Annotated in this window: 22 protein-coding genes; 15 read left to right on the top strand and 7 right to left on the bottom strand. The window is 65.8% G+C overall.

The window, feature by feature from the left end; translation table 11 throughout:
- The first annotated feature begins 2 nt into the window (after positions 1-2).
- The 4 genes from KF941_RS18545 (at position 3) to KF941_RS18530 (ending at position 3,863) form a co-directional block, all read left to right on the top strand.
- A complete protein-coding gene (locus tag KF941_RS18545; RefSeq protein WP_036752857.1) occupies positions 3-845 on the top strand; it encodes a carbohydrate ABC transporter permease in 843 nt (280 codons plus the stop codon).
- Positions 846-849: 4 nt separating this feature from the next.
- Positions 850-1,920 carry an ABC transporter ATP-binding protein gene (locus KF941_RS18540; RefSeq protein WP_214274167.1) on the top strand — a complete coding sequence of 357 codons (1,071 nt, stop codon included), beginning with the start codon at positions 850-852 and terminating at the stop codon, positions 1,918-1,920.
- Between the two features lie 21 nt (positions 1,921-1,941).
- Positions 1,942-3,426 carry an aldehyde dehydrogenase family protein gene (locus KF941_RS18535; protein ID WP_114537783.1) on the top strand — a complete coding sequence of 495 codons (1,485 nt, stop codon included), beginning with the start codon at positions 1,942-1,944 and terminating at the stop codon, positions 3,424-3,426.
- 74 nt (positions 3,427-3,500) lie between these two features.
- On the top strand, positions 3,501-3,863 hold the full coding sequence (locus KF941_RS18530; RefSeq protein ID WP_214274643.1) for a hypothetical protein: 363 nt from the start codon (positions 3,501-3,503) through the stop codon (positions 3,861-3,863).
- A gap of 83 nt (positions 3,864-3,946) precedes the next feature.
- Here KF941_RS18530 and KF941_RS18525 read toward each other — a convergent pair whose 3' ends face one another.
- Positions 3,947-4,624, bottom strand: a complete 678-nt coding sequence (locus KF941_RS18525) for an FCD domain-containing protein (protein ID WP_208861539.1) — start codon at positions 4,622-4,624, stop codon at positions 3,947-3,949.
- A 154-nt stretch (positions 4,625-4,778) separates the two neighbouring features.
- Between KF941_RS18525 and KF941_RS18520 the strand changes: the two genes are divergently transcribed.
- Genes KF941_RS18520 through KF941_RS18500 form a run of 5 tightly spaced genes read left to right on the top strand, consistent with a single transcriptional unit; the run spans position 4,779 to position 10,320 of the window.
- A complete protein-coding gene (locus KF941_RS18520) occupies positions 4,779-6,266 on the top strand; it encodes an ABC transporter substrate-binding protein (RefSeq protein WP_214274166.1) in 1,488 nt (495 codons plus the stop codon).
- 4 nt (positions 6,267-6,270) lie between these two features.
- Positions 6,271-7,110: an ABC transporter permease gene (locus KF941_RS18515; RefSeq protein WP_214274165.1), complete on the top strand. Its 840-nt coding sequence runs from the start codon at positions 6,271-6,273 to the stop codon at positions 7,108-7,110.
- 5 nt (positions 7,111-7,115) lie between these two features.
- Positions 7,116-8,036, top strand: coding sequence for an ABC transporter permease (locus KF941_RS18510; RefSeq protein ID WP_214274164.1), 921 nt, complete (start codon positions 7,116-7,118; stop codon positions 8,034-8,036).
- Positions 8,033-9,376, top strand: coding sequence for a M20/M25/M40 family metallo-hydrolase (locus tag KF941_RS18505; protein ID WP_072463437.1), 1,344 nt, complete (start codon positions 8,033-8,035; stop codon positions 9,374-9,376). Before KF941_RS18510 ends, KF941_RS18505 begins: the two co-directional genes overlap by 4 nt.
- On the top strand, positions 9,373-10,320 hold the full coding sequence (locus KF941_RS18500) for a hypothetical protein (protein ID WP_214274163.1): 948 nt from the start codon (positions 9,373-9,375) through the stop codon (positions 10,318-10,320). Before KF941_RS18505 ends, KF941_RS18500 begins: the two co-directional genes overlap by 4 nt.
- 6 nt (positions 10,321-10,326) lie before the next feature.
- Here KF941_RS18500 and KF941_RS18495 read toward each other — a convergent pair whose 3' ends face one another.
- The gene (locus KF941_RS18495; protein WP_214274162.1) at positions 10,327-12,153 is read right to left on the bottom strand and encodes an ABC transporter ATP-binding protein; all 1,827 of its coding nucleotides are present in this window, start codon (positions 12,151-12,153) and stop codon (positions 10,327-10,329) included.
- A 199-nt stretch (positions 12,154-12,352) separates the two neighbouring features.
- On the opposite strand from KF941_RS18495, the gene KF941_RS18490 reads away from it, so the two are divergent.
- Positions 12,353-13,348, top strand: a complete 996-nt coding sequence (locus KF941_RS18490) for a D-cysteine desulfhydrase family protein (protein ID WP_072463434.1) — start codon at positions 12,353-12,355, stop codon at positions 13,346-13,348.
- 60 nt (positions 13,349-13,408) lie between these two features.
- Here KF941_RS18490 and KF941_RS18485 read toward each other — a convergent pair whose 3' ends face one another.
- The 5 genes from KF941_RS18485 to KF941_RS18465 form a co-directional block, all read right to left on the bottom strand.
- Positions 13,409-14,245, bottom strand: coding sequence for a rhodanese-like domain-containing protein (locus tag KF941_RS18485; protein ID WP_214274161.1), 837 nt, complete (start codon positions 14,243-14,245; stop codon positions 13,409-13,411).
- A gap of 11 nt (positions 14,246-14,256) precedes the next feature.
- Positions 14,257-14,958, bottom strand: coding sequence for an SDR family NAD(P)-dependent oxidoreductase (locus KF941_RS18480; RefSeq protein WP_214274160.1), 702 nt, complete (start codon positions 14,956-14,958; stop codon positions 14,257-14,259).
- A gap of 17 nt (positions 14,959-14,975) precedes the next feature.
- Positions 14,976-15,770 carry a helix-turn-helix domain-containing protein gene (locus tag KF941_RS18475; RefSeq protein WP_214274159.1) on the bottom strand — a complete coding sequence of 265 codons (795 nt, stop codon included), beginning with the start codon at positions 15,768-15,770 and terminating at the stop codon, positions 14,976-14,978.
- 72 nt (positions 15,771-15,842) lie between these two features.
- Positions 15,843-17,441 (bottom strand): hydantoinase B/oxoprolinase family protein, encoded by a 1,599-nt coding sequence (locus KF941_RS18470; RefSeq protein WP_214274619.1) that lies wholly within the window; start codon positions 17,439-17,441, stop codon positions 15,843-15,845.
- Between the two features lie 2 nt (positions 17,442-17,443).
- On the bottom strand, positions 17,444-19,498 hold the full coding sequence (locus KF941_RS18465; RefSeq protein ID WP_214274158.1) for a hydantoinase/oxoprolinase family protein: 2,055 nt from the start codon (positions 19,496-19,498) through the stop codon (positions 17,444-17,446).
- A 409-nt stretch (positions 19,499-19,907) separates the two neighbouring features.
- Here KF941_RS18465 and KF941_RS18460 point away from each other — a divergent pair, with 409 nt between their 5' ends.
- Genes KF941_RS18460 through KF941_RS18440 form a run of 5 tightly spaced genes read left to right on the top strand, consistent with a single transcriptional unit; the run spans position 19,908 to position 26,441 of the window.
- The gene (locus KF941_RS18460; RefSeq protein ID WP_208861537.1) at positions 19,908-21,431 is read left to right on the top strand and encodes an ABC transporter substrate-binding protein; all 1,524 of its coding nucleotides are present in this window, start codon (positions 19,908-19,910) and stop codon (positions 21,429-21,431) included.
- 38 nt (positions 21,432-21,469) lie between these two features.
- On the top strand, positions 21,470-22,417 hold the full coding sequence (locus KF941_RS18455) for an ABC transporter permease (RefSeq protein WP_036752900.1): 948 nt from the start codon (positions 21,470-21,472) through the stop codon (positions 22,415-22,417).
- On the top strand, positions 22,414-23,226 hold the full coding sequence (locus KF941_RS18450) for an ABC transporter permease (RefSeq protein WP_036752903.1): 813 nt from the start codon (positions 22,414-22,416) through the stop codon (positions 23,224-23,226). The genes KF941_RS18455 and KF941_RS18450 overlap by 4 nt, the downstream gene beginning before the upstream one ends.
- Entirely contained in the window at positions 23,223-25,076 is a 1,854-nt protein-coding gene (locus tag KF941_RS18445; RefSeq protein WP_240540486.1) for an ABC transporter ATP-binding protein, read from the top strand. The genes KF941_RS18450 and KF941_RS18445 overlap by 4 nt, the downstream gene beginning before the upstream one ends.
- Positions 25,077-25,112: 36 nt before the next feature.
- Entirely contained in the window at positions 25,113-26,441 is a 1,329-nt protein-coding gene (locus KF941_RS18440; RefSeq protein WP_214274157.1) for an FAD-binding oxidoreductase, read from the top strand.
- The last annotated feature ends 22 nt before the right edge of the window (positions 26,442-26,463 follow it).

The raw sequence follows: 26,463 nt of genomic DNA, 5'->3' as shown, positions 1-26,463 counted from the left end.
ACATGGCATCGCAAAAACCCCTGCTGTCCCGTGCGGTCAAGCTGGCCGCTGCCTATGCGCTGGCGCTGGTCGCCACGGCCTTCTTCGCCTTCCCGGTGTTCTGGATGGCAGGCTCCTCCGTCAAGAGCGAACTCGACATCTCGCAATACCCGCCGGTCTGGAGCTTCACCCCGACATTCGAGAACTATGCCAAGCTGGCCAGCGAGCTCGACGCCTTCGACGCTTTCGTCAACAGCGCCGTGATCGTCGGGCTGGCCACCACGCTCGCCATGGTCTGCGGCACCATGGCCGCCTATGCGCTGGCGCGCTTCGACGTGAAGGGCAAGGAGATCATCGCCTTCGAGGTGCTCTCGATCCGCATGCTCCCGCCTATTGTCAGCGTCATCCCGATGTTCATCATCGCCCGCGCACTGGGAATCTTCGACACCTATTGGCTGCTTGCCGCCGCCTATGGCCTCGCGGGCCTGCCCTTCGTGGTCTGGGTGATGCGCGTCTTCATCCAGGACATCCCGCAATCCATCGAGGAGGCCGCGATGATCGACGGCTGCTCGCGGTTCCAGACCTTCTGGCGGGTCACCCTGCCGTTGCTGCTGCCGGGGCTCGCCGCCACGATGGTCATCGTCTTCATGTTCGCCTGGAACGAGTTCCTGCTGGCCTCGATGCTGACCTCGCAGAACGCCAAGACCCTGCCGGTGATCGCCGCCAATGCGATCAAGCCCAAGGCCATCGCCTGGGGCCTGGCCTCGGCGGCGGGGGTGGTGATGTCGCTGCCGGTCGTCGTGCTGGTCCTGATGATGCAACGCTATCTTGTCCGCGGCCTGACGCTTGGCGCGGTGAAAGGCTGATCCCATGGGTATCGAGATCAAGAACATCTACAAGCGCTTCGGCAGCCTGACCGTCGTCAACGGCGTGTCGGTGGATATCGCGGACGGCGAGTTCTTCGTCATGCTCGGCCCCTCGGGCTGCGGCAAGACCACCACCCTGCGCATGGTCGCGGGGCTTGAGACCGCCAGCGAGGGCCGGATCTTCATCAACGGCCGCGACATGACCCATGCCGAGCCGCGCCACCGCGACATCGCCATGGCCTTTCAGGATTATGGCCTCTATCCCAACATGACGGTGTTCCAGAACATCGAGTTTCCCTTGAAGATCCGCAAGCTTGCCCCCGCCGAGCGGCGCAGGAAGGTCGAGGAGACGGCGGGCCGCCTGGGCATTTCCGACTATCTTGGCCGCAAGCCGGCGCAGATGTCGGGTGGCCAGCGCCAGCGGGTGTCGCTGGCCCGCGCGCTGGTGCGCAATCCCAAGGTGTTCCTGATGGACGAGCCGCTGTCGAACCTCGACGCCAAGCTGCGCGCCGTGATGCGAACCGAGATCAAGAAGCTGGTCACCGACCTGGGCATTACCACCATCTATGTCACCCATGACCAGATCGAGGCCATGTCGATGGCCGACCGCATCGCCGTCATGCGCAAGGGCGACATGGTACAGGTGGCGCCGCCGCTTCAGGTCTATGACCGCCCGGCGACCTGTTTCGTCGCGGATTTCATCGGCTCGCCGCCGATGAACCTGTTCAAGGCCGAGCTGGCCAACAACGGCCGCGTCGTCTGCCAGGTCCAGGGCTTCGGCGACGCGCTGGACGATGCCGAGCGTGAACGCGCCCGCGCCATGGCCGACCGTCACGGCCATTTCGCCGTCGGCATCCGCCCCGAACATCTGCAATGCGTCGCCGCTGGCACGCCCGGCTCGGTCGAGGGCATCGTCGAGCTGGTCGAGCCGCTGGGCCAGACCACCAACATCTACCTGCTGTCGGGCGATACGAAATATGTCGTGGTGACCGACCGCACCACCCTCCGCGCCGGAGACACGATCGGGGTCATCGCCCCGGGCGACAAGGTCCGCGCGGTGGGTCTTGATCGCTGAACGCATAAGGAAGGATTCACGATGACCGTTCGCAGCTATGTCCATTTCATCGACGGGGCCGAGCGTCCCGGCGCCTCTGGCGAGACGATCCGCCGCCATTCGCCCGCCCATGGCGCGGCGCTGGCCGATTTCGCCGCCGGCACTGCCGAGGATCTGGACGCCGCCGTCCGCGCTGCGCGCGAGGCTTTCGAGCATGGTCCCTGGCGACAGATGGCCGCCACGCAGAAATCGGCCATCCTGAACGCCTGGGGCGACCTGATCGCCGCCGACCTGGAGCGGCTGGCGGTCATCGAGGCCGAGGAATCCGGCAAGCCGATCCGTTTCGCCCGCGGTGAGATCGAGCACTCCGTATCCATGCTGCGCTATGCCGCCGCGCTGGGTCTGCAGCTGCATGGCGAGGCGTTCGAGAATGTCGGCCCGCAGGCGCTGGGCCTGGTCAGCCGCGAGCCGCGCGGTGTGGTTGGCATGATCGTGCCCTGGAACTTCCCCATGGTCACGCTGTTCCAGAAGCTGCCCTATGCGCTGGCGGCAGGCTGCTCGGTGGTAGTCAAGCCCTCGGAACTGACCTCGGGCACCGCGCTCGAAGTGGCGAAACTGGCCATCCGCGCCGGGTTGCCGAAGGGTGTCTACAACGTCGTGACGGGAACGGGCGGCGTGGTGGGCGAGGCGATGACCCGCCACCCCGAGGTGGACATGATCTCCTTCACCGGTTCGACGAAGGTGGGCAAGGCCATTGCCCGCACCTGTGCCGACAGCGTCAAGCGCGTCGCGCTGGAACTGGGCGGCAAGGCTGCGAACGTCGTCTTTGCCGATGCCGATCTGGATGCGGCTGTCGATGGCGTGCTGTTCGGCTATGTCCTGAACCAGGGCGAGGAATGCGTCTGCGGTGCCCGCCTGCTGATCGAGGAATCCGTGGCCGATGCGTTCGTCTCGCGCCTTGTCGAGCGCACCCGCAAGATCCGCACCGGCCTGCCGCTGGACGAGGATGCCGACCAGGCCGCGATGATCCATCAGGCGCAGTTCGACCAGGTGATGAACTACCTGGAAATTGGCAAGGCCGAGGGGGCGACCGTTGCCGTCGGCGGCAGCCGTGCAGATCAGGGCGCGCTCGCTAAGGGCTATTTCGTCATGCCGACGATCTTCACCAATGTGACCCCGGACATGCGTATCTTCCGCGAGGAAATCTTTGGACCCGTGTTGACCGTGACCACTTTCAGGACGGTGGACGAGGCGGTGGCGCTGGCCAACGACACGGTCTATGGTCTCGGCAACGGGCTTTGGACCAAGGATCTGGACAAGGCGATCCTGGTCTCGCGCCGGCTGCGCTCGGGCACGGTCTTCGTGAATACCTTCCTGGAAACCTCGGTGCAGATGCCCTTCGGCGGCTTCAAGCAATCGGGCATCGGTCGCGAGAATGGCATCGACGGCCTTCTGGAATATACCGAGGTCAAGTCGACCTTCATCAAGCTGGGCGAGCGCAATGCGGTCTTGCCCCATACGGTATGACCGGGTGAGGGGATGCATCTGGGCCGATTGGCCAAGCGTCCTCGCAGCACCGTTGCGGGGGCACCTTCTACAACATGAGAGGCGGCATAGCCATCGCCATTCCTGATTCCACTTCCATACGTGTCAAGCACGATTCGATCGGGAGCGGGGAAGTTCCCGCACCCGCATACTCGGGTGTCCATACCCTGCGCGCGGTCGAGAACTTGCCGATTGCCGGTAAGACGCCCTCGATCACGTCCGACCTGATCGTCGCGATGGCCGCGATCAAGGAGGCAGCGGCCCATGCGAACTGCGACTTCGGCTTGCCGGACTCGATTTGGCCGATACAATTCTTGCTGCCTGCCGAGCGGCCCCATCTCGGCTACCGCAACATGGGCCGCGGACCCGTCGAAACCGTCATGTCGTTCGGTAGCCAAGAAGGTCAAGAGGACAGCTGAAGAAATGGCCCTGCAAGCCCGCGGCCTTGCGCAATGGCGCGCCACACTATTCATCCGCACAGGCGGAGCGCGTTCGCCAATGCTTATGCTTCCTGTCGGCGGCGCAACGCAGACAGCACTTGATCGGCCCCATCGTCGATCGCCCGCATGATGGCAGCGCTGGCCGCGAGGGAATCGCGTGCGCGAAGGGCCTGGACAAGATGGGTGTAATTCTGGTGATCCTCGCCGGCGGCGCCGATACTGCGGGGCAGATAGGCAAAGCCAGGCCCGGCTCGTAGCCAGAGTGTCTCGATGAGTTGAAGCAGCACTGGCATCCCGGCAGCCGCGTAAAGGGTGAAGCGCAACTCCTTGTTGGCTTTCAGGGCCAGATGCAGATCCGGTGCGTGACGCAAGTCGGTATAGGCGGCGATCTGTGCTTCGAGCCGGGCGATGCCCTCATCGGCGATTCGCTGCGTTGCCATTTCGGCTGCCAGCCCCTCGACACGCTTGCGGATCAGCCTGATTTCCTCGTGCCGCTCCTCGGTCAGTTCTGGAACCCGGAAGGAGGACGCCGGCTCGGCCGCAAGAATGCCCGAAGCCGCGAAACGCACAAGCGCTTCGCGCGCCGGGGTGATCGACGTTCCCAGCCTGTCGGCCAGTTCCTTCGTCACAAGCCGCGTGCCGGGTGCGAGCCTGCCTTCGACCAATGCGTCGCGGATCTGCGCCTCGACATGCGAAACCAGGCTGCGGCGGGGCACCTGTTCAAATGCTTCAAAATCCAATGCCATTCCTCGCGTGACACAATGCACATCCTATCAGCACAAGCGCAGAAGTCGCATGCCGAATGACAATATATGATATATTTTCACTTGCGCAAAGGCGATTCCGCCGGAATGATGGTCAGGCAAGGGGTGGCCCACCAACAGGAGAAAACTGATGCGTCTTCTTTCCGCTCTGACACTCGGGGTCGCGCTCGCGATCCCTGCGATCCCCGCTCTTGCACAGGACACGGAACTGGTCATCGGCCGCGCCGTCTCGACCAATGCGATGGACCCGGGCTTCATGCGCGAGGCCGCGACCATCGTGGACAACATCTTCGACACGCTGGTCATGCGCGACAAGCAGATGAACCTTGTCCCCGGCCTGGCCACCGAATGGCGCGCTGTCGATGATCTGACCTGGGAATTCAAGCTGCGGGAAGGCGTCACCTTCCACAATGGCGAGCCCTTCGATGCCGAGGCGGTCAAGTTCACCCTCGACCGCGTGCTGGACCCTGCGGCGAACTCGCCGGCGATATCCTATATCCGCACCGTCGCGTCGGTCGAGGTGGTGGACCCGCTGACCGTGCGCATCACGACGTCGGCGCCCGATCCCCTGCTGCCGACCCGGATGAGCCGCTATCCCGCCTACATCGTGCCGCCGAAATACGTAGCGGAGATGGGCGATGCCAAGTTCGCCTCGCAGCCGGTGGGAACCGGCGCCTACCGGTTCGTGGAATTCGTGCCCGATGAGCGGGTGGTGCTGGCGGCCAACGAGAACTACTGGCGCGGCAAGCCGGCGCTGGACGAAGTGACCTGGCGCCCGATTCCCGATAGCACCGCCCGCATCACCGCGCTCGTCACCGGCGAGGTGGACCTGATCGAGGACGTGCCGGTGGATCTGGCGCCGATGCTGACCGCTTCTCCCGATGTGGAGCTTGTCCAGGTCAAGGATGGCGGCCTGACGATCTATCTTGGCTTGCGCATGGACAAGGAGCCACTGGATGACGTGAAGGTGCGTCAGGCGCTGAATCACGCGATCGACCGCCAGGGGATCACCGACAACCTGCTGCAAGGCATGGCAACTCCGGTCGGAGGTCAGGTCGGCAAGAGCGATTTCGGCTATCTTGACCTGCCGGTCCCCGCCTACGACCCCGAGCTTTCGCGCAAGCTGCTGGCCGAAGCGGGCCTTCCCGACGGTTTCGAGATCACCATGCAATCCTCAACCCGTTATATGAAGAACAACGAGGTGGCGCAGGCCATTGCCCAGCAGCTTGGCGATGTCGGCGTCAAGGTGAACCAGCAGGTGCTGGAATGGTCGGTCTATACGCAGAAGCAGCCCTTCGACGGCCCGATCTACATGCTGGGCTGGGGCTCGACGCAGACGCTGGATGCCGATGCAGCGATCTATGCCATCATGCGCTCGGGCGAGCCTTATTCCGGCGCGACCTTGCCTGAGCTGGACCGGCTCTTGGACGAAAGCCGGCAGGTCGTCGATCCTGCCGCGCGCGAAAAAGTGCTGCATGAGGTGCAGGAACTTGCCGCGAGGGAAGTGCCGCTGATCTCGCTTTACCGCGAGGACGCACTGCTGGGCCGTGCGTCGGACGTGCATTTCGAGGGCCGCCCGGATGCCCGCATCGTCCTGTTCGACATCACGAAGGACTGACGGGATGTGGACCGGGGCAAGGCTGCGGGGAAACGAGGATGCCGTGTTTGCGGTGCTTTTGATCGTCGCGGTCGTGACGGTCAGCATCCTTGTGCCGCTGTTCTGGCCCCTGGACCCGCTGCGCGGCACCCTGACCGCCACGTTCAAGCCTCCGATGACGATGACCGAGGCGGGGCTGCATCCGCTTGGCTCCGACCAGCTTGGCCGGGATCTGTTGGCCCGGCTGGGCTTGGGCACGCTGATCTCGCTGGGGATCGTGCTGGCCTCGGCCGCGATCTCGGTCGTTCTGGGCACGATCCTGGGCATGGTTGCGGGTTATTTCGGCGGCTGGGTGGACGTGCTGATCATGCGGCTGGTGGACATCCAGCTGGCGATTCCCTTCATCCTTCTGATCCTGCTGTTCGTGGCGATCCTTGGGCCAAGCATCGCCAACCTGGTGGCGATCCTGGGGCTGACGGGTTGGGCGGTGTTCGCGCGCGTCGCGCGGGGGCAGACCCTGGCGGTGCGCGAACTGGAATATGTCGAGGCCGCCCGTGCCATCGGCCAGAGCGACGGCACGATCATCCTCCGCCATGTCCTGCCCAATATCGTTGCCCCGCTGACCGTGCTGCTGACGCTGGACCTGCCACGCCTCATCATCCTTGAGGCCTCGGTCGGCTTTCTGGGCCTCGGCGTGCAGCCGCCCTGGCCGACGCTTGGCAACCTGATCGGCGAGGGGCGATCCTTCATCCTGATTGCCGACTGGCTGGTGCTGTATCCTGGCCTGATGATCGGGGCGGTAGTGGTCGGCTGCAACCTGCTTGGCGACTGGCTGGTCCGCCGGGCCGATATGAAGATGTCGTAACTGCCATGAAGGGTCTGCGCTTTCTGCTTTCGCGTGCGCTTCAGGGGTTGGTGGTGATGCTGGGCGTGTCGGCGCTGGTCTTTTTCGCGCTGTTCCTGACCGGCGATCCCGCCGCGCTGATGATGTCGCCCGACGCCAGCCAAGCCGAGATCGAAGCGTTTCGCCGGGCCATGGGCTTCGACGATCCGATCTGGCTGCAGTATCTGCGTTTTCTCGGCAACCTGCTTCAAGGCGAACTGGGCCTGTCGCTGCGCTATCAGCGGCCGGCGACCGATCTCTTGTGGGAGCGCCTGCCGGCGACCGCGCTTTTGGCCCTTTCGGCGCTCATCTGGTCCTCGGCCATCGGCATGGTGCTGGGGGTCGTCTCGGCCGTGCGCAAGAATTCGGGGCTGGATTTCGTCATTCGCGTCATCGCCCTGCTGGGGCAGGCGGTGCCGGTCTTCTGGCTTGCGCTGCTGATGATCCTGCTCTTCTCGCTGCGCCTGCGGTGGCTGCCCTCGTCGGGGATGGGGGGCTGGCAGCATCTGGTCATGCCGTCCATCGCGCTGGGAGCCTATTATGTGTCGGCCATGACCCGGCTGGTCCGCGCCTCGCTGATCGAGGTGCTGGGCCAGAACTATATCCGAACCGCCCGCGCCAAGGGGCTTGGCCAGTGGCGGATCGTCGTGCGGCACGGGTTGCGCAATGCCATGATCCCGGTGATCACCGTGCAGGGCATGTATTTCGCGGCGCTTCTGGGCGGGGCGCTGGTGACCGAGATCGTCTTTGCCTGGCCGGGCATCGGAAGGCTGGCGGTCGAGGCGATCCAGAACCGCGATTTCCCCGTCGTGCAGGCGGTGGTGCTGTTCACCGCCGCCGTTTTCGTCATAGCCAATTTCCTGGTCGATATTGCCTATACCTGGCTCAACCCCCGGATCCGGCTGTGAGCGCGCTGGATGATGCCCTTGCCCTGACGGCGCGCTGGTGCGCGATCCCATCGCACGCCGGCGATCCCGCCAGCCAGATGCGGCAGGCCCGCGAGTTGCGATCCTGGCTGTCCGGCGAACTGGGCGCGGCGCTGCTGTCCTCTTCTCCGTCCGAAACCGAGCCGGCACCGGTGATCCATGCGCGGATCGACAGCGGCTCGGCCCGCACGGTGCTGCTTTACAACATGTACGACGTCATGCCCGCCACGCCCGAGGGCTGGCTGCACGACCCCTGGGCGGGCGGCATCGCGGATATGCCCGGTATCGGCCGTGCCTTCGTCGCGCGTGGGGCCGAGAACAACAAGGGGCCGCTGGCCGGCATGCTGATCGCGCTGCGCGACCTGAAGCGCTCCGGCCGGCTGCGCGTCAATGTCGAAATCCTGCTGGACGGGCAGGAAGAGCGCGCCTCGCCCGCGTTGCGCCGCTGGCTGGCGGCGCCGGACTGCCCGCTGCGACCTTCGGCAGGGGCGTTGTTCCCGTCCTTCTGCGAATATGGCGGCGGGCCGCCCCGGCTGTACCTGGGGTTTTCCGGCATGGCCAAGGGCAGGCTGGAGGTGGCTGCGGGGGGCTGGGGCGGCCCTGCGCGGGCCATCCATTCCTCGAATGCGCCATGGATCGCCAATCCCGCACGGGTTCTGGTCGATGTGCTGGCAAGGATCGGCGGACCCGAGACCGGAGAGCTTGCGCAGATAGATCTGGATGCCGATGCGGCGCGCGTGGTCGCGGCGCTGGCGCGGGATTTCGATCCTGCGGCCGAACTGCGCTTCCGGCATGCAGCCTGTTTCGCCCGGCCCCGATACGGCTGCCTCGATCCCGAGGCTTTGTTGCGCCATGTCCTGACCACGGCTTCCTTCAACATCGCCACCTTGGCGACCGATCCCGTAGCCGGCGACGCGGTCATCCCCGCGGCGGCCACGGCCGCGTTCGATCTGCGCGCCCCGCCCAGCCTTGCACCGGATGCACTTGTCGCCGGCATCCGCGACCTGCTGGCCGCCGAGCCTGCCTTTGCCGGGGCTGCGCTGTGCGTCGATGACAGCTATCCGGGCGCGCGGGTTCTCGAGTCCGCTGCCGGCGTCCGCGCCCTGCACGATGCCTATGCCGGTGGTCCGGCGCCGCAGGTCTGGCCCTGGGCGATCGGCGCCGCGCCGGCCTATGCCTTCGGCCGCCATACCGAAAGCTTCCTGATCGGTGGCTCGGGGCGGGGCGGCAATGCGCATGGCGTCAACGAGTTCCTGCATATCGAGGGGTTTGGCCGTTTCATCGCCTCGGTCTCGGCATGGATCCAAGGGATGGCGGCATGATCTGGCTGGGACGCAAGGATCTGCTTCGCGTCGGCGCGCTGGACTGGCAGGCCGCGCTGGACGATGTGGCCGAGGCCGTGCGGCTGTTGCGTCGGGGCGATGCGGAGATGGTTGCCGAATCCGTGCTGCCGCTTGGCGATGATCCGCGCGCCAAGGCATACGGGCTTCCGGCCCGGCTTGGGGGCCGCTTTGCCGCCGCCGGGATCAAATGGACCGTGCATCGGCCCGCGGCACCCGAGGACGGCGAGGCCATCACGTCGACCACGCTGATCGAGGATCTGGCCACCGCCCGGCCCTTGGGCATGGTGGAAGCGGCGCTGCTGACGCGGGTGCGGACGGCCGCCGTTTCGGCCCATGTGCTGCGCGCATTGCGGCCCGGTCTGCGGCGGATCGCCTTGCTGGGCGCGGGTGCGCAGGCGCGGGCGCATCTCGCCATGCTGCGCGCCCTGTTCCCGGACCTTGAGCGGATCGCTGTCTGGAGCCGCTCGGGTCGCGAGGTCGAGCGGCTGGGGCCGGGGATCACCGTCCATCCAGATCCCGAGCAGGCCATCGCGAATGCCGAGGCGGTGCTGATGTGCAGTTCCGCGCCTCAGCCCTTCCTTGGTCCCGAAGCGGCGACCGGCGGCCGGCTGGTCCTTCAGATAGGCTTTCACGAGATGAGCTTCGCGGGCATCGCCGCCTTTGACCGGGTGACTTGCGACCTGTGGGGCGAGTTCGCCCGGACCAGTGCCAAGAGCCTGTTCCAGATGTATCGGGCGGGGCTTTTCGATCCCGCACAGGTCGCGGCCGACCTGCCGGCCATCCTTTGCGACGGCTGGCGGCCCGCGCCGGGCGAGTCGGTCTATTTTTCGAGCTTCGGGCTGAACATCTTCGACATCGCGCTGGCGGCGCGGCTGCTGCGCGCCGCGTCGGGGCAGGGGATCGGCACGCGCCTGCCCGGCTGATCCCGCTCAGGCGGCCTGCCATTCCGGGCCGGCAACCTGCACCTGATGGCCGGGCGAGACCTCGCGCCATTCGCGGGCCGGGGGCTGATAACCCACCGGATGCAAGGGGCTTTTCAACTCGCGCAACTCACCGGCGGGTCGGTTGCCGCGAAGGGCGGGGTCGGGTACCGGGATCGCCTGGAGCAGTCGCTGGGTATAGGGATGCGCGGGGGCCCCAAAGATCGCCTCGCGAGGGCCGATCTCGACGATCTCGCCCAGATACATCACGCCGACGCGGTGGCTGATCCGTTCGACCACCGCCATGTCATGGCTGATGAACAGATAGGACAGGCCAAGCTCGGCCTGAAGATCCAGCATCAGGTTCACCACCTGCGCCTTGACGGTCACGTCCAGCGCGGACACCGCCTCGTCCGCGACGATCAGCTTCGGCGCGATGCCAAGGGCGCGGGCGATGCAGATGCGCTGTCGTTGCCCGCCCGAGAACTCGTTCGGGAAACGCCGCGCCATGTCGGGGGAAAGCCCGACCTGCGCCAGCAGGTCCGCGACCCTGTCCTTCAGTTCCGATCCCCGCGCCAGGCCATGCGTCACCATCGGCTCGGCAATGGCATCGCCGACCCGGCGACGGGGATCGAGGCTGGCGAAGGGATCCTGGAAGATCATCTGCATCTGCCGCCGCATTCGGCGCAGGGCCGGGCGGCCAAGCTCCAGCAGCTCGGTCCCGTCCAGTCTTACCGAGCCCGAGAAGGGCTGCGTCAGCCGCAGGATCGAGCGCCCGGTCGAGGATTTGCCGCAACCGGATTCGCCCACCAGGGCCAGCGTCTCTCCCTGTCGGATGTCGAAAGAGACGTTCTCGACCGCATGAACGCGCGCCTGCGTCCGGCCCAGGAGGTCCGTGCCGGCATCATAGCGGGTGGTCAGCCCGCGCACCTCGAGCAGCGGCGCCGTGCCGCGCAGGGTGTCGGGCAGTTCGGTTCCGGGACTGGCCGCGCCGGTTGCAGCATCGACCAGCGGGAATCGCGCGGGCCGGCCGGTTCCGGCCATCGAGCCGAGCCGGGGCACGGCCGCCAGGAGCGCGCGGGTATAAGGCTGCTGCGGATGGGCAAAGATTGCGGCGGTCAGCCCCTGTTCGACCGCATCGCCGCGCAGCATGACCAGCGTGCGATCCGCCACCTCGGCCACGACGCCCATGTCATGGGTGATGAACAGCACCGCCATCTGCTCCTCGGCCTGCAATTCGCGGATCAGCTCCAGGATCTGCGCCTGCACCGTCACGTCCAGCGCGGTGGTCGGCTCGTCCGCGATCAGCAGGCGCGGCCGGCAGGCCAGGGCCATGGCGATCATGAAGCGCTGCCGCATCCCGCCCGAGGACTGGTGCGGATATTCCAGCATTCGCCGCTTGGCCGCCGGGATGCGCACCCGCTCCAGCAGTCGAACGGTTTCCGCCATGGCCTTCTGCCGGTCCATGCTGCGATGGGTCGTCAGAACCTCGGCGATCTGCTCGCCGATCTTCATCGACGGATTCAGCGAGGTCATCGGTTCCTGGAAGATCATCGCGACCCGGTCGCCCCGGATGCGGCGCATCGCGCCTTCGGAAAGGGACAGCAGGTCGCGCCCCTCCAGCCGGACCGAGCCGGTGATCCTGCTGGCGGCCGGGTCCAGCAACCGCATCACCGCCAGCGAGGTCACGCTTTTGCCCGAGCCGCTTTCGCCGACCAGCGCCACCGTTTCGCCGGGGGCGATGTCGAAATCCAGGCCATGCACGACCTCTGTCCAGCCGCGACGGCCGCGAAACGCCACACGCAGGTCGGCGACGGAAAGCACGGGGTCTGTCATCGGCACTCCTCGCGTCTTCTGGCTGTGCTCCGCGGCGATGCGCGCCGAGATGCACGCGATGGCCGGAGCGGCTTGCCAATATCAATATATGATATATCTTCATTCATAACCGAGGCAATGCAAGGTTTTTCCCATCCAGGGCGCATTGCCTTGCCCATGTCCCCGCAAGAGGACGCAATCTGCACAGGAAGATGGCACGATGAAACTTGGAGATGTCCCGAAGATCCCGCTTGCATTCGCACCGACGCCTGTGGAGCGGCTGATGCGGCTGGGCGCGGATCTGGGGATCGAGCTGTTCGTCAAGCGCGACGATTACACCGGCTTCGGCGGCGGCGGGAACAAGGTGCGCAAGCTGGAATACCTGATGGCCGATGCCGTGGCGCGGGGGGTGAAGGTGCTGATCACCACGGGCGGGCACCAGTCGAACCACGCCCGCATGACGGCGGCGGCGGCGCGGCATTTCGGCATGCACCCGGTCCTGGTGCTGCGCGGCAATGAACCGTCCGGCTTTCAGGGGAACCTGTTGCTCGACCGGCTGTTCGGGGCCGAGATCGAGTTTCTGGACCCCGACGCCTATTTCGACCTGATCGGGCCGCGGATGCAGGCCCATGCCGACCGTGCGCGCGAACGGGGGCAGGAACCCTATATCATGCCGGTCGGCGGGGCGACGCCGCTTGGCGCGCTGGGTTATGCCAGCGCGGTGCGCGAGTTGGCCGAGCAATTCGCCGCCCTTGCCCTGCCTGCGCCGGATGTCATCGTCACTGCCGTCGGGTCCGGCGGCACGCTGGCCGGGATCGAGATCGGCCTGACGCAATACTGGCCCGGCACCAAGGCAATCGGCATCGCTGTTTCGGGCTCGGCCGTCCCCTTTCCCGACCGCATCGCGCCGATGGCGACCGAGGGGGCCAGGCTGGTTGGGCTGGACCGGGTGTGGCGGCCCGAGGAGATCCATGTCGAGACCGGCTATTTCGGCGAAGCCTATGCCGTGCCCTCCGAGGCGGGCAATGCCGCGATCAAGCGGCTGGCTATGCAAGAAGGGCTGCTGCTGGACCCGGTCTATACCGGCAAGGGCATGGCGGGCCTTCTGGGGCTGGTCGAGGACGGCACGATTCCGAAGGGGGCGCGGGTGCTGTTCCTGCACACGGGCGGCTCGCCGGCGCTTTATCCCCATGCCGAGCAGCTTGCGAAGCTGTGACCCGGTCATCGTGACCGGGAGGGGGCGCCGCATTTCCGGCGCCCCTCGTGTTTCCACGCCTCAGCGGTGGACGAAGGCGCCGGTTCCTTCGACGGCGGGCAGGTCGGGCTCGCCCGCCCATTCGTGCCAACTGCCGGGATGGATGGCGACATTGTCGAAGCCGGCCGAGCGCAGCCCGTAAAGCGTGGTCGCCGCCCGTGCGCCCCGGTGGCAATAGGTGACGATGCGCTGGCCCGGCCCAAAGCCCGCCGCCGCGGCGATGCGGCGGATCTCGTCGGGGCTGCGATAGCGGCCGTCCTGCAACAGGTCTTCATAGAACAGCAGGTCCGCGCCGGGGATGCGGCCCGCGCGGGCGCAGCAGGCGTGGACATAGCTTCCGTCCCATTCGGCTGGGCGGCGTGCGTCCAGGACATGCAACTCCGGCGCTCCCGGCTCCAGCAATTCCGCGGTGGCTGCGACCAGTTCGCTGCGAAAGGCGCCTGCCTGAGCTGGATCGCCGTCGCCGATCCTGCCGGTCGCACCGGCTCCGGCGGCGGTCCCACCGCCCGCCGCGCGCCAGGCAGCCAGCCCGCCGTCGAGAATGCGGCCGCCGTCGAAGCCGCAAAGCTCATGGAACCATAGCCCGCGCGGCGACCGCATCCCCGTCTGCTCTTCGAAGAAAACGACCAGCGGCGCCCGGTCGAGGCCAAGCTGCCGGAACGCCGCGCGGGCGCCGGCCACCATCGCGGCAATGCCCCTCTCGTCGCTGTGGGCGATGAAATAGTCGTAGACGTTCAGGCAGGTGGCGCCGGGAATCGTCGCCTTTGCCCAATCCTCCCTGGGGCGGGTGTCGACGAAGACGGTTCCTTCCGGCGCCGCCAGCGCCTCGGCGGCAAAGATCAGCGGTGATGATCGCATGGCCATGTTCCTCAATAGCAATCCTCGACCGACCAGTGGACGGGAATGTCGGCGACCGAGGCGGTGGGAGGCAGGCCCAGGACGGTTTCCACGATGGCGGCTATGTCTTCGGGCCGGGTCAGTTCGGACATGTCCTGGACGACGCCTGCCGCCATGTCCGTCGCGACAAAGCTGGGACAGATCGCGGTGGTGCGCACGCGATTGTCGCGCCCGCATTGTCGCAGGCCCTGCGCCAGCCCCATCAGCGCGAATTTGGAAATGCCGTAAAGGCCCGAACCTGCCGATTTCACCCGCTTGCCCGACAGCGAGGACATCAGCACGATCCGGCCAGGATGCGGCTTGCCGTCCGGCAGGGCTTCAAGATGCGGCCATGCAAGCCGGGCCAGCCGCATCGGCGATTTCACGTTCACTGCGATCAACTGATCGAATTCCTCGTCGGCGGCCTCCAGCACGGTGGCGCGGCTGTGGATGCCTGCGCTCAGCACCAGCCCATCCAGCCGGCCGAACCGGGCGATGGTTGCGCGGATCCAGGCGCGCTCCGAATCCGGCTCCAGCGCGTCATAGCGGCAGGTAAGGCGCTGCGGCGTGTCAGGGTCTGCCGTCTCGGGACGGCGCAGGCCGAGGCTGACATTCCAGCCCGCCGCCTGCATCCGTTGCGCAATCGCTGCGCCAATCCCGCGCGAGGCGCCGGAAATCATCACGGTTCGCGTCATGCTTTCTTCCATTCGGGTCATCTGCCAGACATATCGTCGCTGCGGGTCGGGGAACTGGCGTGCCGCTCGGCCGTCGAGATGGCGTCGCGCATGACGGCGATCGCCGCCCGCTCGCCACCGGCGTCAAGGACGTTCAGCGGTGCCAGAAGCGAAATCGCGGTCTCCATCCCGCGCAGGTGGTCATTGTTGATCGGCACGGTCAGCGTCAGGCTTTCGATGCCCGCGCTGCGGCGGATGCCCCGCATGAAGCCCAGGCGCTGAAACTCGGCTATTTCCGCTTCGATTTGCGGCCGGGTCAGATCCCATTGGGCCAGGCGATCCTCCAGCAGGTCCAGGCAGCGGTCGCGGCTGCGTGCGTCCATCATGCCGAGAATGCAGACACCCGAGATGCCGACCCCCATCGGGATCCGCCCGCCGATGCCCGAGACATAGGGTTGCGCGACGATCTGACCCATCTGGTAATCCAGGCAGATCGTATCCAGCCCTGAACGCACCATGAGATAGGTCGAGAATTGGGTGCGCCCGGTGATGTCGATGAGGGCCGGGCGATATGTGGCGACGATCTCGTTCACGCCAAGGCTGCGATGAGCCAGCGCATAGGTGGCCGGACCCAGCATGTAATTGCCGCGATTGCCGTTTTGCACGACCAGCCCGTATTCGGCCAATGCCACCAGTGTCCGGTGGACCGAGGATTTCGCCTCGCCCGTGGCGGCTGCCAGGGCCGCCAGCGCCATGCCCTTGCGGTCGGCCTGTCCCAGCAGGATCAGGATTTCCGCCGCCCGCCCGGCATTCGAAGAGGATTGTCTGGCCAAATGTCGCTCCAGCTGAGGTCTGCCCGCCATCCGGGTTTGGCCGGAACGGCGGGCAAGTCAAGCATTGCGCCTCTATGCAAAGCGTTTTTCCCGCAAGTCCCGCACGCGGGATGTCGCATCACGCAGGGCCGGGTCGCCATAGCCGCCCGCGCCGGGGGTCACGATCTCGAGGATGTCGCCCGGCGCCAGGTCCACGGACGCGCGCTCGAACCCGCTGCGCGCGCCGTTCAGGGTGAAATAGCCGCTGGCGCCTGGCTTGCCCCCGTCCAGCCCCCAGGGCTGCGAGGTCAGGCGTGCGCCCATCACCTGCACGCGGCAGGGCTTTTCGGCGCGATAGACGCGGCGCAGGCCCATGCCGCCGACGAATCGCCCGTTCCCGCCCGAGCCGTCCACCAGTTCATAGCGCCGGAGCGTGATGGGATATTCGTTCTCGAGCGCCTCGACCGGCAGGTTCGAGGTGTTGGTCATGTGCACATGCACGCCGTCCAGTCCGTCCTTGTTGTGGCGCGCGCCGAACCCGCCGCCGATCGTTTCCAGATAGACCCACAGCGAGCCATCCTCGCGCCGCCCGTCGAAGCTGGCGACCGCGACCGAGCCGTTCGAGGCCGCGGTGACACGGTGGGGCACGACCGGGGCCAGTGCGCCGTGGATCAGGTCCACGACCCGCTGGCAGGCGGTGATGCGGCCATCGACAGCCGCCGGATGGGCGCAGCGCAGCAGCGTGCCTTCGCCGGCCGTGACGGTGATCGGCCGGGCCAGGCCCGCATTCGGCAGGACCGTCGGGTCCACGACGGTCTTGACCGCGTAATAGACCGTCGCCAGCAGTGCGGTATAGACGACGTTCAGGCCGGCGCGGACCTGCGGCGGGCTGGTGAAATCCAGTGCGATCTCGTCGCCCCTGACCTCGATGGTCACAGACATTTCCAATGGCGTCTCCAGCGATTCGCTGTCGAAGACGTCCGAGAAGGCATAGCGCCCGTCGGGGATCGCGCTGATGCCGGCGCGCATCTTGCGCTCGGCGTAGTCCATCAATTCGGAACCTGCGGCCAGCACGGTGTCCAGCCCGTATTTGCCGCAAAGCTCGGTCATGCGAATATTGCCCAGCCGGTTTGCGGCCAACTGTGCCCGCAGGTCCGAGATGCGCTCTGCCGGAACCTGGCAGTTCAGCAGGAACAGGCGCTGTATGTCCTCTTGCAGCTCGCCCCGCCGGTACAGTTTCACGGGCGGAATGCGTAGCCCTTCCTGATAGATATGTGCATGGCCGCGATCCGCGAAATCCGAATGATGCGCGGTGTTGATCGCCCAGGCGACCAGCTTGCCCTCGACGAAGACCGGCTCGGCCAGGACGATGTCGGGCAGGTGGGTGCCTCCCCCTTCATAGGCGTCGTTGCCCATGAACACGTCGCCCGGCTGGATCCCGTCTTGCCCGAAATGGCGCAGGACATAGGGGACGAAGCCGATGAAGCTGCCCAGATGCATGGGGATATGCTCGGCCTGGCACAGCATCCGACCCTCGGCGTCGAACAGCGCTGTCGAACAGTCGCGACGCTCCTTGATATTGGTGGAATAAGAGGCGCGCACCAGCGCCTCGCCCATTTCCTCGACCGTCGAGGCGAAGGCCGAACCGATGACCTCGACGGTGATCGGGTTCAGTTTCACTTGGGGGATCATGTTCACTTGGCTGCCTCCAGGATGAGGTTCAGATAGGGATCGACCGTCGCGGCCATGCCGGGGGGAACGACGCTGGTGGAATCCATCTGGTCGATGATCGCCGGGCCGCGGACGACATTGCCCGGCTTCAGCAATGCGCGGTCGTAAAGAGTGGTCTCGACGAAATCGCGCGCCTCGAGCATCCAGACGGGCCGCGAGCCGGTGACGGCCGCGCTGGCATCGTCGCCTTCCAGCGGCTGGGGCACGAAATCGGCCTTTTGCACCAGCCCGCTGGCGGCGGCGCGGAAAGTGACAAGCTGCATCGGCTCGCCCTCGGCCACGAAACCGTAGAGCTGGCGATGCGCGGCCAGGAAACCCTCGCGGATGGTGTCGAAGGTTGCGGCGTCGACGGGGCCGTCGGGAAGAGCCACGGCGATTTCATAGTTCTGTCCGGCATAGCGCACGTCGACGGCAAGATTCAGGACACGGGCGGGATGCGCGATGCCTTCGGCCTCGAACCAGGCGCCGGCGCGGGCGCGCAGGTCGTCGAAGATCGCCTGGACCTGTTCGGGTGTCGCCTGGTCCAGTCGCATCAGGCTGGTTGCCGAGAAGTCGCTGCGCAGGTCGGTCATCAGCAGCCCCAGCGCGCATAGCACGCCCGGCGTGCGCGGGATCAGCACCCGGCTCATGCCCAGTTCGCGCGCCAGGCGCGCGGCCTGGACCGGCCCCGCCCCGCCGAAAGCGACCAGCGTATAGTCGCGCGGATCATGTCCCCGCTGGACCGAGATCACCCGGATCGCCTTGGCCATGTTGGCGACGACGATGTCGAGGATGCCGTTTGCGGTCTCCAGCATCTCCATGCCCAGCCTGTCGGCCAGCTTCTGGATCGCGGCCACGGACAGGGTGCGGTCGATCTTCATCCGCCCGTTCAGCAGATATTCGGGGTTCTGCGTCTGCAAGACCACATTGGCGTCGGTGACGGTGGGTTCGTCATTGCCTAGCCCATAGCAGGCCGGGCCGGGATTGGCGCCCGCGCTTCTCGGCCCGACCTTCAGCAGCCCGCCGTTGTCGACATAGGCGATCGAGCCGCCGCCTGCGCCCACCGTATGGATGTCCAGCATCGGCACCTTCAGGGGATAGCCATGGACCACGGCCTCGTTGACCACGCGGCATTCTCCGCCCGACAGCAGTGCGACGTCGGAACTGGTGCCGCCCATGTCGAAGGTGATCAGGTTGTCGATGCCGGTCATCCGCCCGATGGCCTGCGCGGCGACCACGCCGGTCGAGGGACCGGAAAGCACTGTGCGCACCGGCATTTCCGCCGCCGTGTCGAAGGCGATCACGCCGCCGTTCGACTGCGTCAGTTGCGGCGCGACCTTCAGGCCCAGATCGGTCAGCTTCTTCTTCAGCGCGCGGACATAGCCCTGCATCACCGGGCCCAGATAGGCGTTGACGACCGTGGTGGACAGGCGCTCGTATTCGCGGAACTCGGGCGCGATATCGGAGGAGATCGCGGTGAAGGCGTCAGGGAACTCCTCGGCGATGATCTTGGCCGCACGGCGCTCATGCGCGTCGTTGAGAAAGCTGTAGAGGAAACTGACCGCGACCGATTTGACCCCCTGTGCCTTCAGTTCCCGCACCGCTTCGCGGAAGGCGCCTTCGTCCAGCGCCTCTTCGACCGAGCCGTCGGCGCGCACGCGCTCGGCCACCCCCAGCCTCAGGTCGCGCGTGACCAGGGTTTCGGGCTTGTCGGCTTGCAGGTCATAAAGGTCGGGCCGTTTCTGGCGGCCGATTTCCAGCAAGTCGCGGAAGCCGTCGGTGGTGATGAGGCCGGTCTTGACCCCGCGGCCCTGGATCAGCGCATTGGTGGCAACGGTCGTGCCATGTCCCAGGAAGCTGATGGTCTCGGCGCTGGCAGAAACCTGTTCCAGCCCTTCGGCTACCCCTTGCGTAATGCCGCGCGACGGATCGTCGGGGGTCGATGAGACTTTCCAGATCGTTACCTCGCCGGAGGTGTCATCGAAGAGGCAGACATCCGTGAAGGTGCCGCCCGAATCCACGCCGATACGCCAAGTCATGGGTTTTTTTCCTGCATTCGTTGCTAGGCGTTCAGGCGCGGCAGCCCCTCGGCGCCGGCCCGTCTGCCCTGGTTTGACATGGAGCCATATCAGGACAGAGCGCTCCCATGGTCAATCATATTCTTGAATCAGGTATAAAAACTATAATATATTCTGATTACAAGAATTAAATGGATATGAAGTCCAGGAATCTGCCCAAAAGATGAGCAGTACCATGCATTATATTCTGTTAATAAGAATTTATTACAAATTGTCATCTGATAAATGGAATATACTTGACCGAGGAAAAAATGAATCGCTACCCTTCCATCAGTGAAAGCCCGGCGGCACCTCCCATGCGGACCTGTCGAAGGGGCCTTGGAAAACCGCCCTGGCACAGGGGCGACAGCAGGGAAGCAAGGTCATGCAATTGAACAGACGGAACTTGTTGAAGATCGCCACGATGTCGGGCGCGGTGCTGGCGCTTGGCGGGCGTTTCGCCCAGGCGCAAGGGGGGCAGACCCTGCGGGTCGGGCTTTCGACCTATCCGCCACATCTGCGTCCCTGGGTGAATGTCGGCTATTCGGGGCATCTGCTGTGTTCGCTGATCAATCGCACCCTGATCAACTACGACGAGCAGGGGCAGCTGGTGGGCGAACTGGCCGAAAGCTGGGACAACGAGACGCCCGAGACATGGCGCTTTACCCTGCGCGAATCGCATTTCCACGACGGCAGCCCGGTCACGGCGCAGGATGTGGAATGGACCTTCCAGCAGATCCAGGCAGACGGTTCGGGCGCCTATATGTTCGACGCCCTGCGCCCCGTCACCGGCTTCGAGGTCATAGACGAGCGCAACTTCCGCCTGACCACGGATGAACCGCTGGCCACGCTGCCGGCGCTGATGACGTTTCCGTTCCTCTCGATCCTCAAGGCCGGTTCGACCGATGCCGAGGATCAGGGGATCGGCGCCGGTCCCTATCGCATCGCCTATGCGGAAAAGGGCGTCTCGATCGAGTTGGAGCCGAACGAGCATTACTTCAAGCCCGGCCTGCCCACCCTGGCCGGCATCACCATCACGCCCTATGTCGATGAAAGCGCCCGGGTAGCGGCGCTGAACGCGGGCGATGTGGACATGATCGACTATGTGCCCTGGTCGGCCATGGCCGCGATCGAGGCCGATCCGGCGTTGGCTTTGCACAAGGTCGATGCGGGCGCCTTCATGTATCTTAGCTTCAACGGCGGCGGCGTCTTTGCCGATCCGCGCCTGCGGCAGGCGGTGGCCTTCGGCCTGCGCCGCGACGAGTTCGTCAAGTCGATCTTCTTCGGCTTCGGCGCCGAGATGACGGGCCTGCCGCGCGCCGCCGGCAGCCCCTACCGCCATGACGACCAGGCCGCCTTCTGGGGCTATGACCCCGAACGCGCCAAGGCGTTGCTGAAAGAGGCCGGCCACGAGAACGGCTTGACCGTCTCGCTTCTTTCGACGTCGCAATATTCGATGCATCGCGACACGGCGGTGCTGGTGCAGGCGCAACTGGCCGAGATCGGCATCACCGTCAACCTGACAATGCCCGATTGGGCGACGCGGGTGAACCTTGGCAACCAGGGCGCGGGCGATTTCGCGGTGCAGGGCATCGGGCTGGACAACCTCGACCCCGATGCGGTCACAACGCTGGTCGATCCCTCGCTGTCGCCCACTTACCTGCGCAGCCGCAATTTCGAGGTCGAGGGCCTCGGCGAGGCATTGGCGCAGGGGCGCAGCGAGATGGATGAAGCCAAGCGCGTGGATATCTATCGCCGGGCCGACCAGATGGTGCTGGAGGCGACCACCTTCTGCGGCCTGTGCTATCGCGCGACGGGTTTCGCCGCCAAGGCGAGCGTGCAGGATCTCGCCATGTTGCCCGACCAACTGTCTCCGTTCTCCTCGGTGCTGTTCGACAAGCTGAAGCTGGGCTGAACGGTCCAGCGTCCGATAACCAGACGAAAGGCGACCTGATGGGGTGGTTTGTCCGACGATTGGCCCAAAGCCTCGTCATGCTTTGGGTGGTTGTTTCCTTGGTCTTCCTGTCCATCCATTTCGTGCCGGGCGATCCGGCCGAACTGCTGCTGGCGCAGGACGGCGGTTCGCCCGATCCCCTGATGGTGCAGATGCTGCGCGAGCAACTCGGCCTCGATCGCCCGCTGCCCGAGCAGTATTCCCACAACGTCATGGGGATTCTGAGAGGCGATCTGGGCGCCTCGATGGTCGATGGCAGCTCGGTCGGCCAGGAGGTGATGCGCCGCCTGCCGCGCACGCTGGAACTGATCGCGGCGGCGGGCATCCTCAGCCTCCTGATCGGCATTCCGGCGGGGGTGCTGTCGGCGCTGCGCCCCAGGGGCCGCTTCTCGCGGGGTGCGGCGGTGGTGGCAGGGACGGCGCAGTCGGTGCCGGTCTTCGTGCTGGGCACGCTGCTTGTGGTGCTGTTCGCGCAGGTCCTGGGTTGGCTGCCGGCGGGAGGCTTCGTGCCGTTTTCGCGCGATCCGGGCAAGCATCTGCAATTGCTGGTCCTGCCGGCCGCGACCATCGCCATCGGCCTGTCCGCCATCGTCTTTCGCATCACCAGGGCGTCGATGCTGGACGTGCTGCCGCTGGATTTCATCCGCACGGCGCGGGCCAAGGGGGTTCCCGCCCGCCGGGTGATCATCCGCCATGCCCTGCGCAATGCGCTGATGCCGGTCATCACCGTATTCGCGCTGCAACTGGGCGGCCTCCTGGCCGGCACGGTGCTGGTCGAGACCGTGTTCAACTGGCCCGGCCTGTCGGGAATGCTGGTCGCGGGCGTGAACGCGCGCGACTACCCGGTGGTCACTGGCGTGCTGGTCGTCGTCTCGGCCTTCTATATCGGGCTGAACCTGCTGGTCGACATCATTTACGGCATCACCGACCCGAGGGTGCGCAAATGAAACAGGCTTTCCAAAGTCCATCGGGCATCCTGCTGGCGCTGATCCTGGCCATAGCCTTTATCGGGCCGCTGCTGCCTCTGGCCGATCCTCTGGCCATGGACGTGGCGGCGCGGTTTGGCGGACCCTCGGCAGCGCATCCGCTGGGACAGGACGAGTACGGGCGCGACCTGCTGTCGCGGCTGGTCCACGCGCTGCGCTCGGCCATCCTGATCTCGGGAGGCGCGGCGATGATCTCGGCGGTGATCGGTGTCTCGGTCGGCGTGGTCGCGGGGTATGTCCGCGGCTTTTCCGAGGCGCTGTCGATGCGCGTGATGGATGTGATCCTGTGCTTTCCGCCGCTGCTGCTGGCGATGCTGGCCGCGACGCTTTACGGTGCCGGCCCGTCCACGCTGGTGCCGGTGCTGGCCCTGGTCTTCGTGCCCAGCTTCACCCGCGTGGCCCATGCCAGCGTGATGACCGTGCGCGGGCAGGATTACGTCGACGCCACGCGCCTGATGGGTGCATCGGCGACCCGCATCATCTTTCGCACGATCCTGCCCAATATCGTCGGACCGCTGTTCGTGCAGTTCAGTTTCGTCGTGGTGATGTCGGTGATCCTGGAATCCGGCCTGTCGTTCCTGGGCCTGGGCGTGCTGCCGCCACAGCCGTCCCTGGGCATGATGATCGGCACCGCACGCTCGACCTTCGCGCAGGAACCATGGCTGCTGCTGGCGCCCTGCCTGTCGCTGATCGTGCTGGTGCTGGTCCTGAACGCCTTTTGCGACCACCTGCGGCAGCTCTTCGATCCCAGACGGGAATCGGGCGCATGAGCCGCGATCGGGAGAACATGACGGTGACGCAATCCGCAGAACATCCGCTGCTGCAGGTCCAGGGCCTGACCGTGGGCTTTCGCCGCGGCGGCCAATGGAACGATGTTGTCCGCGATGTCGGCTTCTCGGTCAGCGGGGGCGAGACGCTGGCCATCGTCGGTGAATCCGGCTCGGGCAAAAGCGTGACCTCGATGGCGCTGATGCAGCTGCTGCCGCGCGACAATTCGCGCATCTCGGGGCAGGCGCTGTTCCGGGGCATCGACCTGCTGCAATTGGACGAACGCCAGATGGAGCGCATCCGGGGCGACCGGATCTCGATGATCTTCCAGGAGCCGATGACCTCGTTGAACCCGGTGATGACCATCGGCGCGCAGATCGCGGAATCGATCCTGACGCATCGTCGTATCGGCAAGGCCGAGGCCCGCGCCGAGGCGCTGGCGATGATGGATCGCGTGCGCATTCCCTCGGCCAAAAGCCGCTACGACGATTTCCCGCACCAGTTTTCCGGCGGCATGAGGCAGCGGGTCATGATCGCGGCCGCCCTGGCTTGCCAGCCCGATCTGCTGATCGCCGATGAACCGACGACGGCACTGGACGTGACGATCCAGGCGCAGGTCCTGGACCTGATCAAGGAGTTGCAGGCCGAAAGCGGCATGGGAGTGATCTTCATCACCCATGACATGGGCGTCGTGGCCGAGGTCTCGGACCGCACGTTGGTCATGTATCACGGCGACGTAATCGAATCCGGCACGACCGAGCAGATTTTCCGCCACCCTGCCAAGGCTTATACCAGTGCGCTGCTTTCTGCCGTGCCCCGTCTGGGCTCGATGACCGGCAATGCGGTGCCGACGCCCTATCCGGTCTTCGACATCGCCAGCGGCAAGCTGCGTGAGCCCGAGCGTCGTCCCAACACGCTGCGCGAGGGCCCGCCCTATCTGTTGCAGGTCAGCGACCTTTCCAAGCGCTTTGCCATCCAGAGCAAGCTTCTGAAGCGCACCATCGCCCGCGTTCATGCGGTCGAAGGCGTCAGCTTTACCCTGCGACAGGGAGAGACGCTGTCCATCGTCGGCGAATCCGGTTGCGGGAAATCGACCACCGGCAAGCTGATCACCGGGCTGCACGACCGCGACGAAGGCCGGGTCGTGCTGGCCGGGCGCGAGCTGGGCGCCATCCCGGCGGTCGAACGCGCCCATGACATCCAGATGATCTTCCAGGATCCTTATGCCAGCCTGAACCCCCGCCTGCGCATCGGAGAGGCGATAACCGAGCCGTTGCGCATCCACGGCAAGGCGAGCGCGACCGAGCAACGCGAGATTGCCGCATCGCTGCTGATCCGCGTCGGGTTGCAGCCGGAAATGGCCGGGCGCTATCCGCATGAGTTCTCGGGAGGCCAGCGTCAGCGCATCTGCGTCGCGCGGGCCCTGGTGATGAAGCCCAAGGTCATCGTGGCCGATGAGGCGGTTTCGGCGCTGGATGTGACGATGAAGACGCAGGTCGTCAACCTGATGATGGACCTGCAACAGGAAATGGGCTTGGGCTTCGTGTTCATCAGCCATGACATGGCGGTGGTCGAACGCATCAGCCACCGGATCGCGGTGATGTATCTGGGCGAGATCGTCGAGATCGGCCCGCGCGCGGCCATTTTCGAGAATCCGCGCCATCCCTATACGCGGCGGTTGCTGGGTGCGGTTCCGGTGCCCGATCCGGCCCGGCGTCACCAGCGCGGTGCAGCTGTAGTCACCGAACTGCGCAGCCCCGTCCGCCCGCCGGACTATCGTCGCCCCGTCCGGCGCTATCTTGAAATCTCGGACGATCATTTTGTCCTGGACTCCGGGGAAGACTGGCAATGACGCCAGTCCCCATTCTGACGATGCGAGCCAACATCCATGTCCACGCTTTCCATTCCCGTCGCCCCCTTTCCAGGTGACGATACCCTTCCCGCTGCGGTCGATGTGGTGATCGTCGGCGGGGGCATCATCGGAGTCACCACCGCGTTGGAACTGGCCGAACGCGGGATCTCGGTCGCGCTTTGCGAAAAGGGGGTGATCGCGGGTGAACAGTCCAGCCGCAACTGGGGCTGGACGCGGCAGATGGGCCGGGATGAACGCGAATTGCCCCTGTGTATGCATTCGGTCGAGATGTGGTCGCAGATGAACGAACGCATCGGCCGCGACACCGGCTGGCGCCGCACCGGCATCAGCTACCTGTCCTATAATCGTCGCGACCTGAAAGGCTGGCTGGCCTGGGAAGAGATCGGCCGCCGCCACGGGCTGGACGCGCGGATGCTGTCGCAGGCCGAGATCGCCGAAAAGCTGCCGGGCAACAATGGCGGTATCCTGGGCGTGCTGCACACTGCCTCGGACGGGCGGGCCGAACCGTGGATCGCAGTTCCCGCCATCGCCGAGGCCGCGCGCGAAAAGGGCGCCCATATCCTGACCGGCTGCGCGGTGCGGACGGTCGAGACCTCGGGCGGGCGGGTCAGCGCCGTGGTGACCGAACGCGGCACGATCCGTTGCCAGGCGGCGGTCGTCGCCGGGGGGATCTGGTCGCGGCTGTTCCTTGGCAACATGGGGCTGGATTTTCCGCAACTGAAGGTGATCGGCCCGGTGGCCTGCGTAGACGGGGTCGAAGGGCTGACGGACATGCCGGTCGGGGCAGGGGACTTTGCCTATCGCAAGCGGCTGGATGGCGGGTTCACCGTGGCGGTCAGGAACAAGAACCTTGCCCCCCTGACGCCGGATCATTTCCGGCTGCTGACCGAGTTCTTCCCGACCTTCCTGACCACCTGGCGCGAGTTGAGCCTGCGCCTGAACGGGATCTTCCTGCAGGAAGCGGTGATCCGGCGATCCTGGCGAGCGGATGAGGCTACCCCGTTCGAGGCTTGCCGGGTCATGGATCCGCCTGCCGTGCCCGGCTTTACCCGCAAGGCGCTGAAGAATCTCGGCCGTGCCTTTCCGCGCTTCGCGAGTGCCCGCGTCCGCCGCGAATGGGCGGGCGTCATGGACGCGACGCCGGACGCGATCCCGGTCATCAGCCCCGTCCATACCGTCCCCGGCCTGCACGTCGCCTCGGGCTTTTCGGGACACGGCTTCGGCATCGGCCCCGGTGCGGGCCAGTTGATGGCCGACCTGATCACCGGCGAACCTACCCGCGTCGATGCCAAGGTTTTCGACATCAGCCGTCTGCGCCCGCGCTATGGCGCGACGGCTACCTGACCCGTTTCATGACTTCGGAGGA

Origin of the sequence: Paracoccus sp. pheM1 (assembly GCF_018499825.1) — a bacterium.
Taxonomy (GTDB): Bacteria; Pseudomonadota; Alphaproteobacteria; order Rhodobacterales; family Rhodobacteraceae; genus Paracoccus; species Paracoccus versutus.
The sequence above is the reverse complement of the archived record's forward strand: the minus strand, read 5'-3'. Positions and strand labels throughout refer to the sequence as shown.

What these genes read in the sequence shown, in the direction of transcription:
- KF941_RS18545 (WP_036752857.1), top strand. Translation starts at nt 3, where the DNA reads ATGGCATCGCAAAAACCCCTGCTGTCCCGTGCGGTCAAGCTGGCCGCT.
- KF941_RS18540 (WP_214274167.1), top strand. Translation starts at nt 850, where the DNA reads ATGGGTATCGAGATCAAGAACATCTACAAGCGCTTCGGCAGCCTGACC.
- KF941_RS18535 (WP_114537783.1), top strand. Translation starts at nt 1,942, where the DNA reads ATGACCGTTCGCAGCTATGTCCATTTCATCGACGGGGCCGAGCGTCCC.
- KF941_RS18530 (WP_214274643.1), top strand. Translation starts at nt 3,501, where the DNA reads ATGAGAGGCGGCATAGCCATCGCCATTCCTGATTCCACTTCCATACGT.
- KF941_RS18520 (WP_214274166.1), top strand. Translation starts at nt 4,779, where the DNA reads ATGCGTCTTCTTTCCGCTCTGACACTCGGGGTCGCGCTCGCGATCCCT.
- KF941_RS18515 (WP_214274165.1), top strand. Translation starts at nt 6,271, where the DNA reads ATGTGGACCGGGGCAAGGCTGCGGGGAAACGAGGATGCCGTGTTTGCG.
- KF941_RS18510 (WP_214274164.1), top strand. Translation starts at nt 7,116, where the DNA reads ATGAAGGGTCTGCGCTTTCTGCTTTCGCGTGCGCTTCAGGGGTTGGTG.
- KF941_RS18500 (WP_214274163.1), top strand. Translation starts at nt 9,373, where the DNA reads ATGATCTGGCTGGGACGCAAGGATCTGCTTCGCGTCGGCGCGCTGGAC.
- KF941_RS18495 (WP_214274162.1), bottom strand. Translation starts at nt 12,153, where the DNA reads ATGACAGACCCCGTGCTTTCCGTCGCCGACCTGCGTGTGGCGTTTCGC.
- KF941_RS18490 (WP_072463434.1), top strand. Translation starts at nt 12,353, where the DNA reads ATGAAACTTGGAGATGTCCCGAAGATCCCGCTTGCATTCGCACCGACG.
- KF941_RS18485 (WP_214274161.1), bottom strand. Translation starts at nt 14,245, where the DNA reads ATGCGATCATCACCGCTGATCTTTGCCGCCGAGGCGCTGGCGGCGCCG.
- KF941_RS18480 (WP_214274160.1), bottom strand. Translation starts at nt 14,958, where the DNA reads ATGACGCGAACCGTGATGATTTCCGGCGCCTCGCGCGGGATTGGCGCA.
- KF941_RS18470 (WP_214274619.1), bottom strand. Translation starts at nt 17,441, where the DNA reads ATGATCCCCCAAGTGAAACTGAACCCGATCACCGTCGAGGTCATCGGT.
- KF941_RS18465 (WP_214274158.1), bottom strand. Translation starts at nt 19,498, where the DNA reads ATGACTTGGCGTATCGGCGTGGATTCGGGCGGCACCTTCACGGATGTC.
- KF941_RS18455 (WP_036752900.1), top strand. Translation starts at nt 21,470, where the DNA reads ATGGGGTGGTTTGTCCGACGATTGGCCCAAAGCCTCGTCATGCTTTGG.
- KF941_RS18450 (WP_036752903.1), top strand. Translation starts at nt 22,414, where the DNA reads ATGAAACAGGCTTTCCAAAGTCCATCGGGCATCCTGCTGGCGCTGATC.
- KF941_RS18445 (WP_240540486.1), top strand. Translation starts at nt 23,223, where the DNA reads ATGAGCCGCGATCGGGAGAACATGACGGTGACGCAATCCGCAGAACAT.
- KF941_RS18440 (WP_214274157.1), top strand. Translation starts at nt 25,113, where the DNA reads ATGTCCACGCTTTCCATTCCCGTCGCCCCCTTTCCAGGTGACGATACC.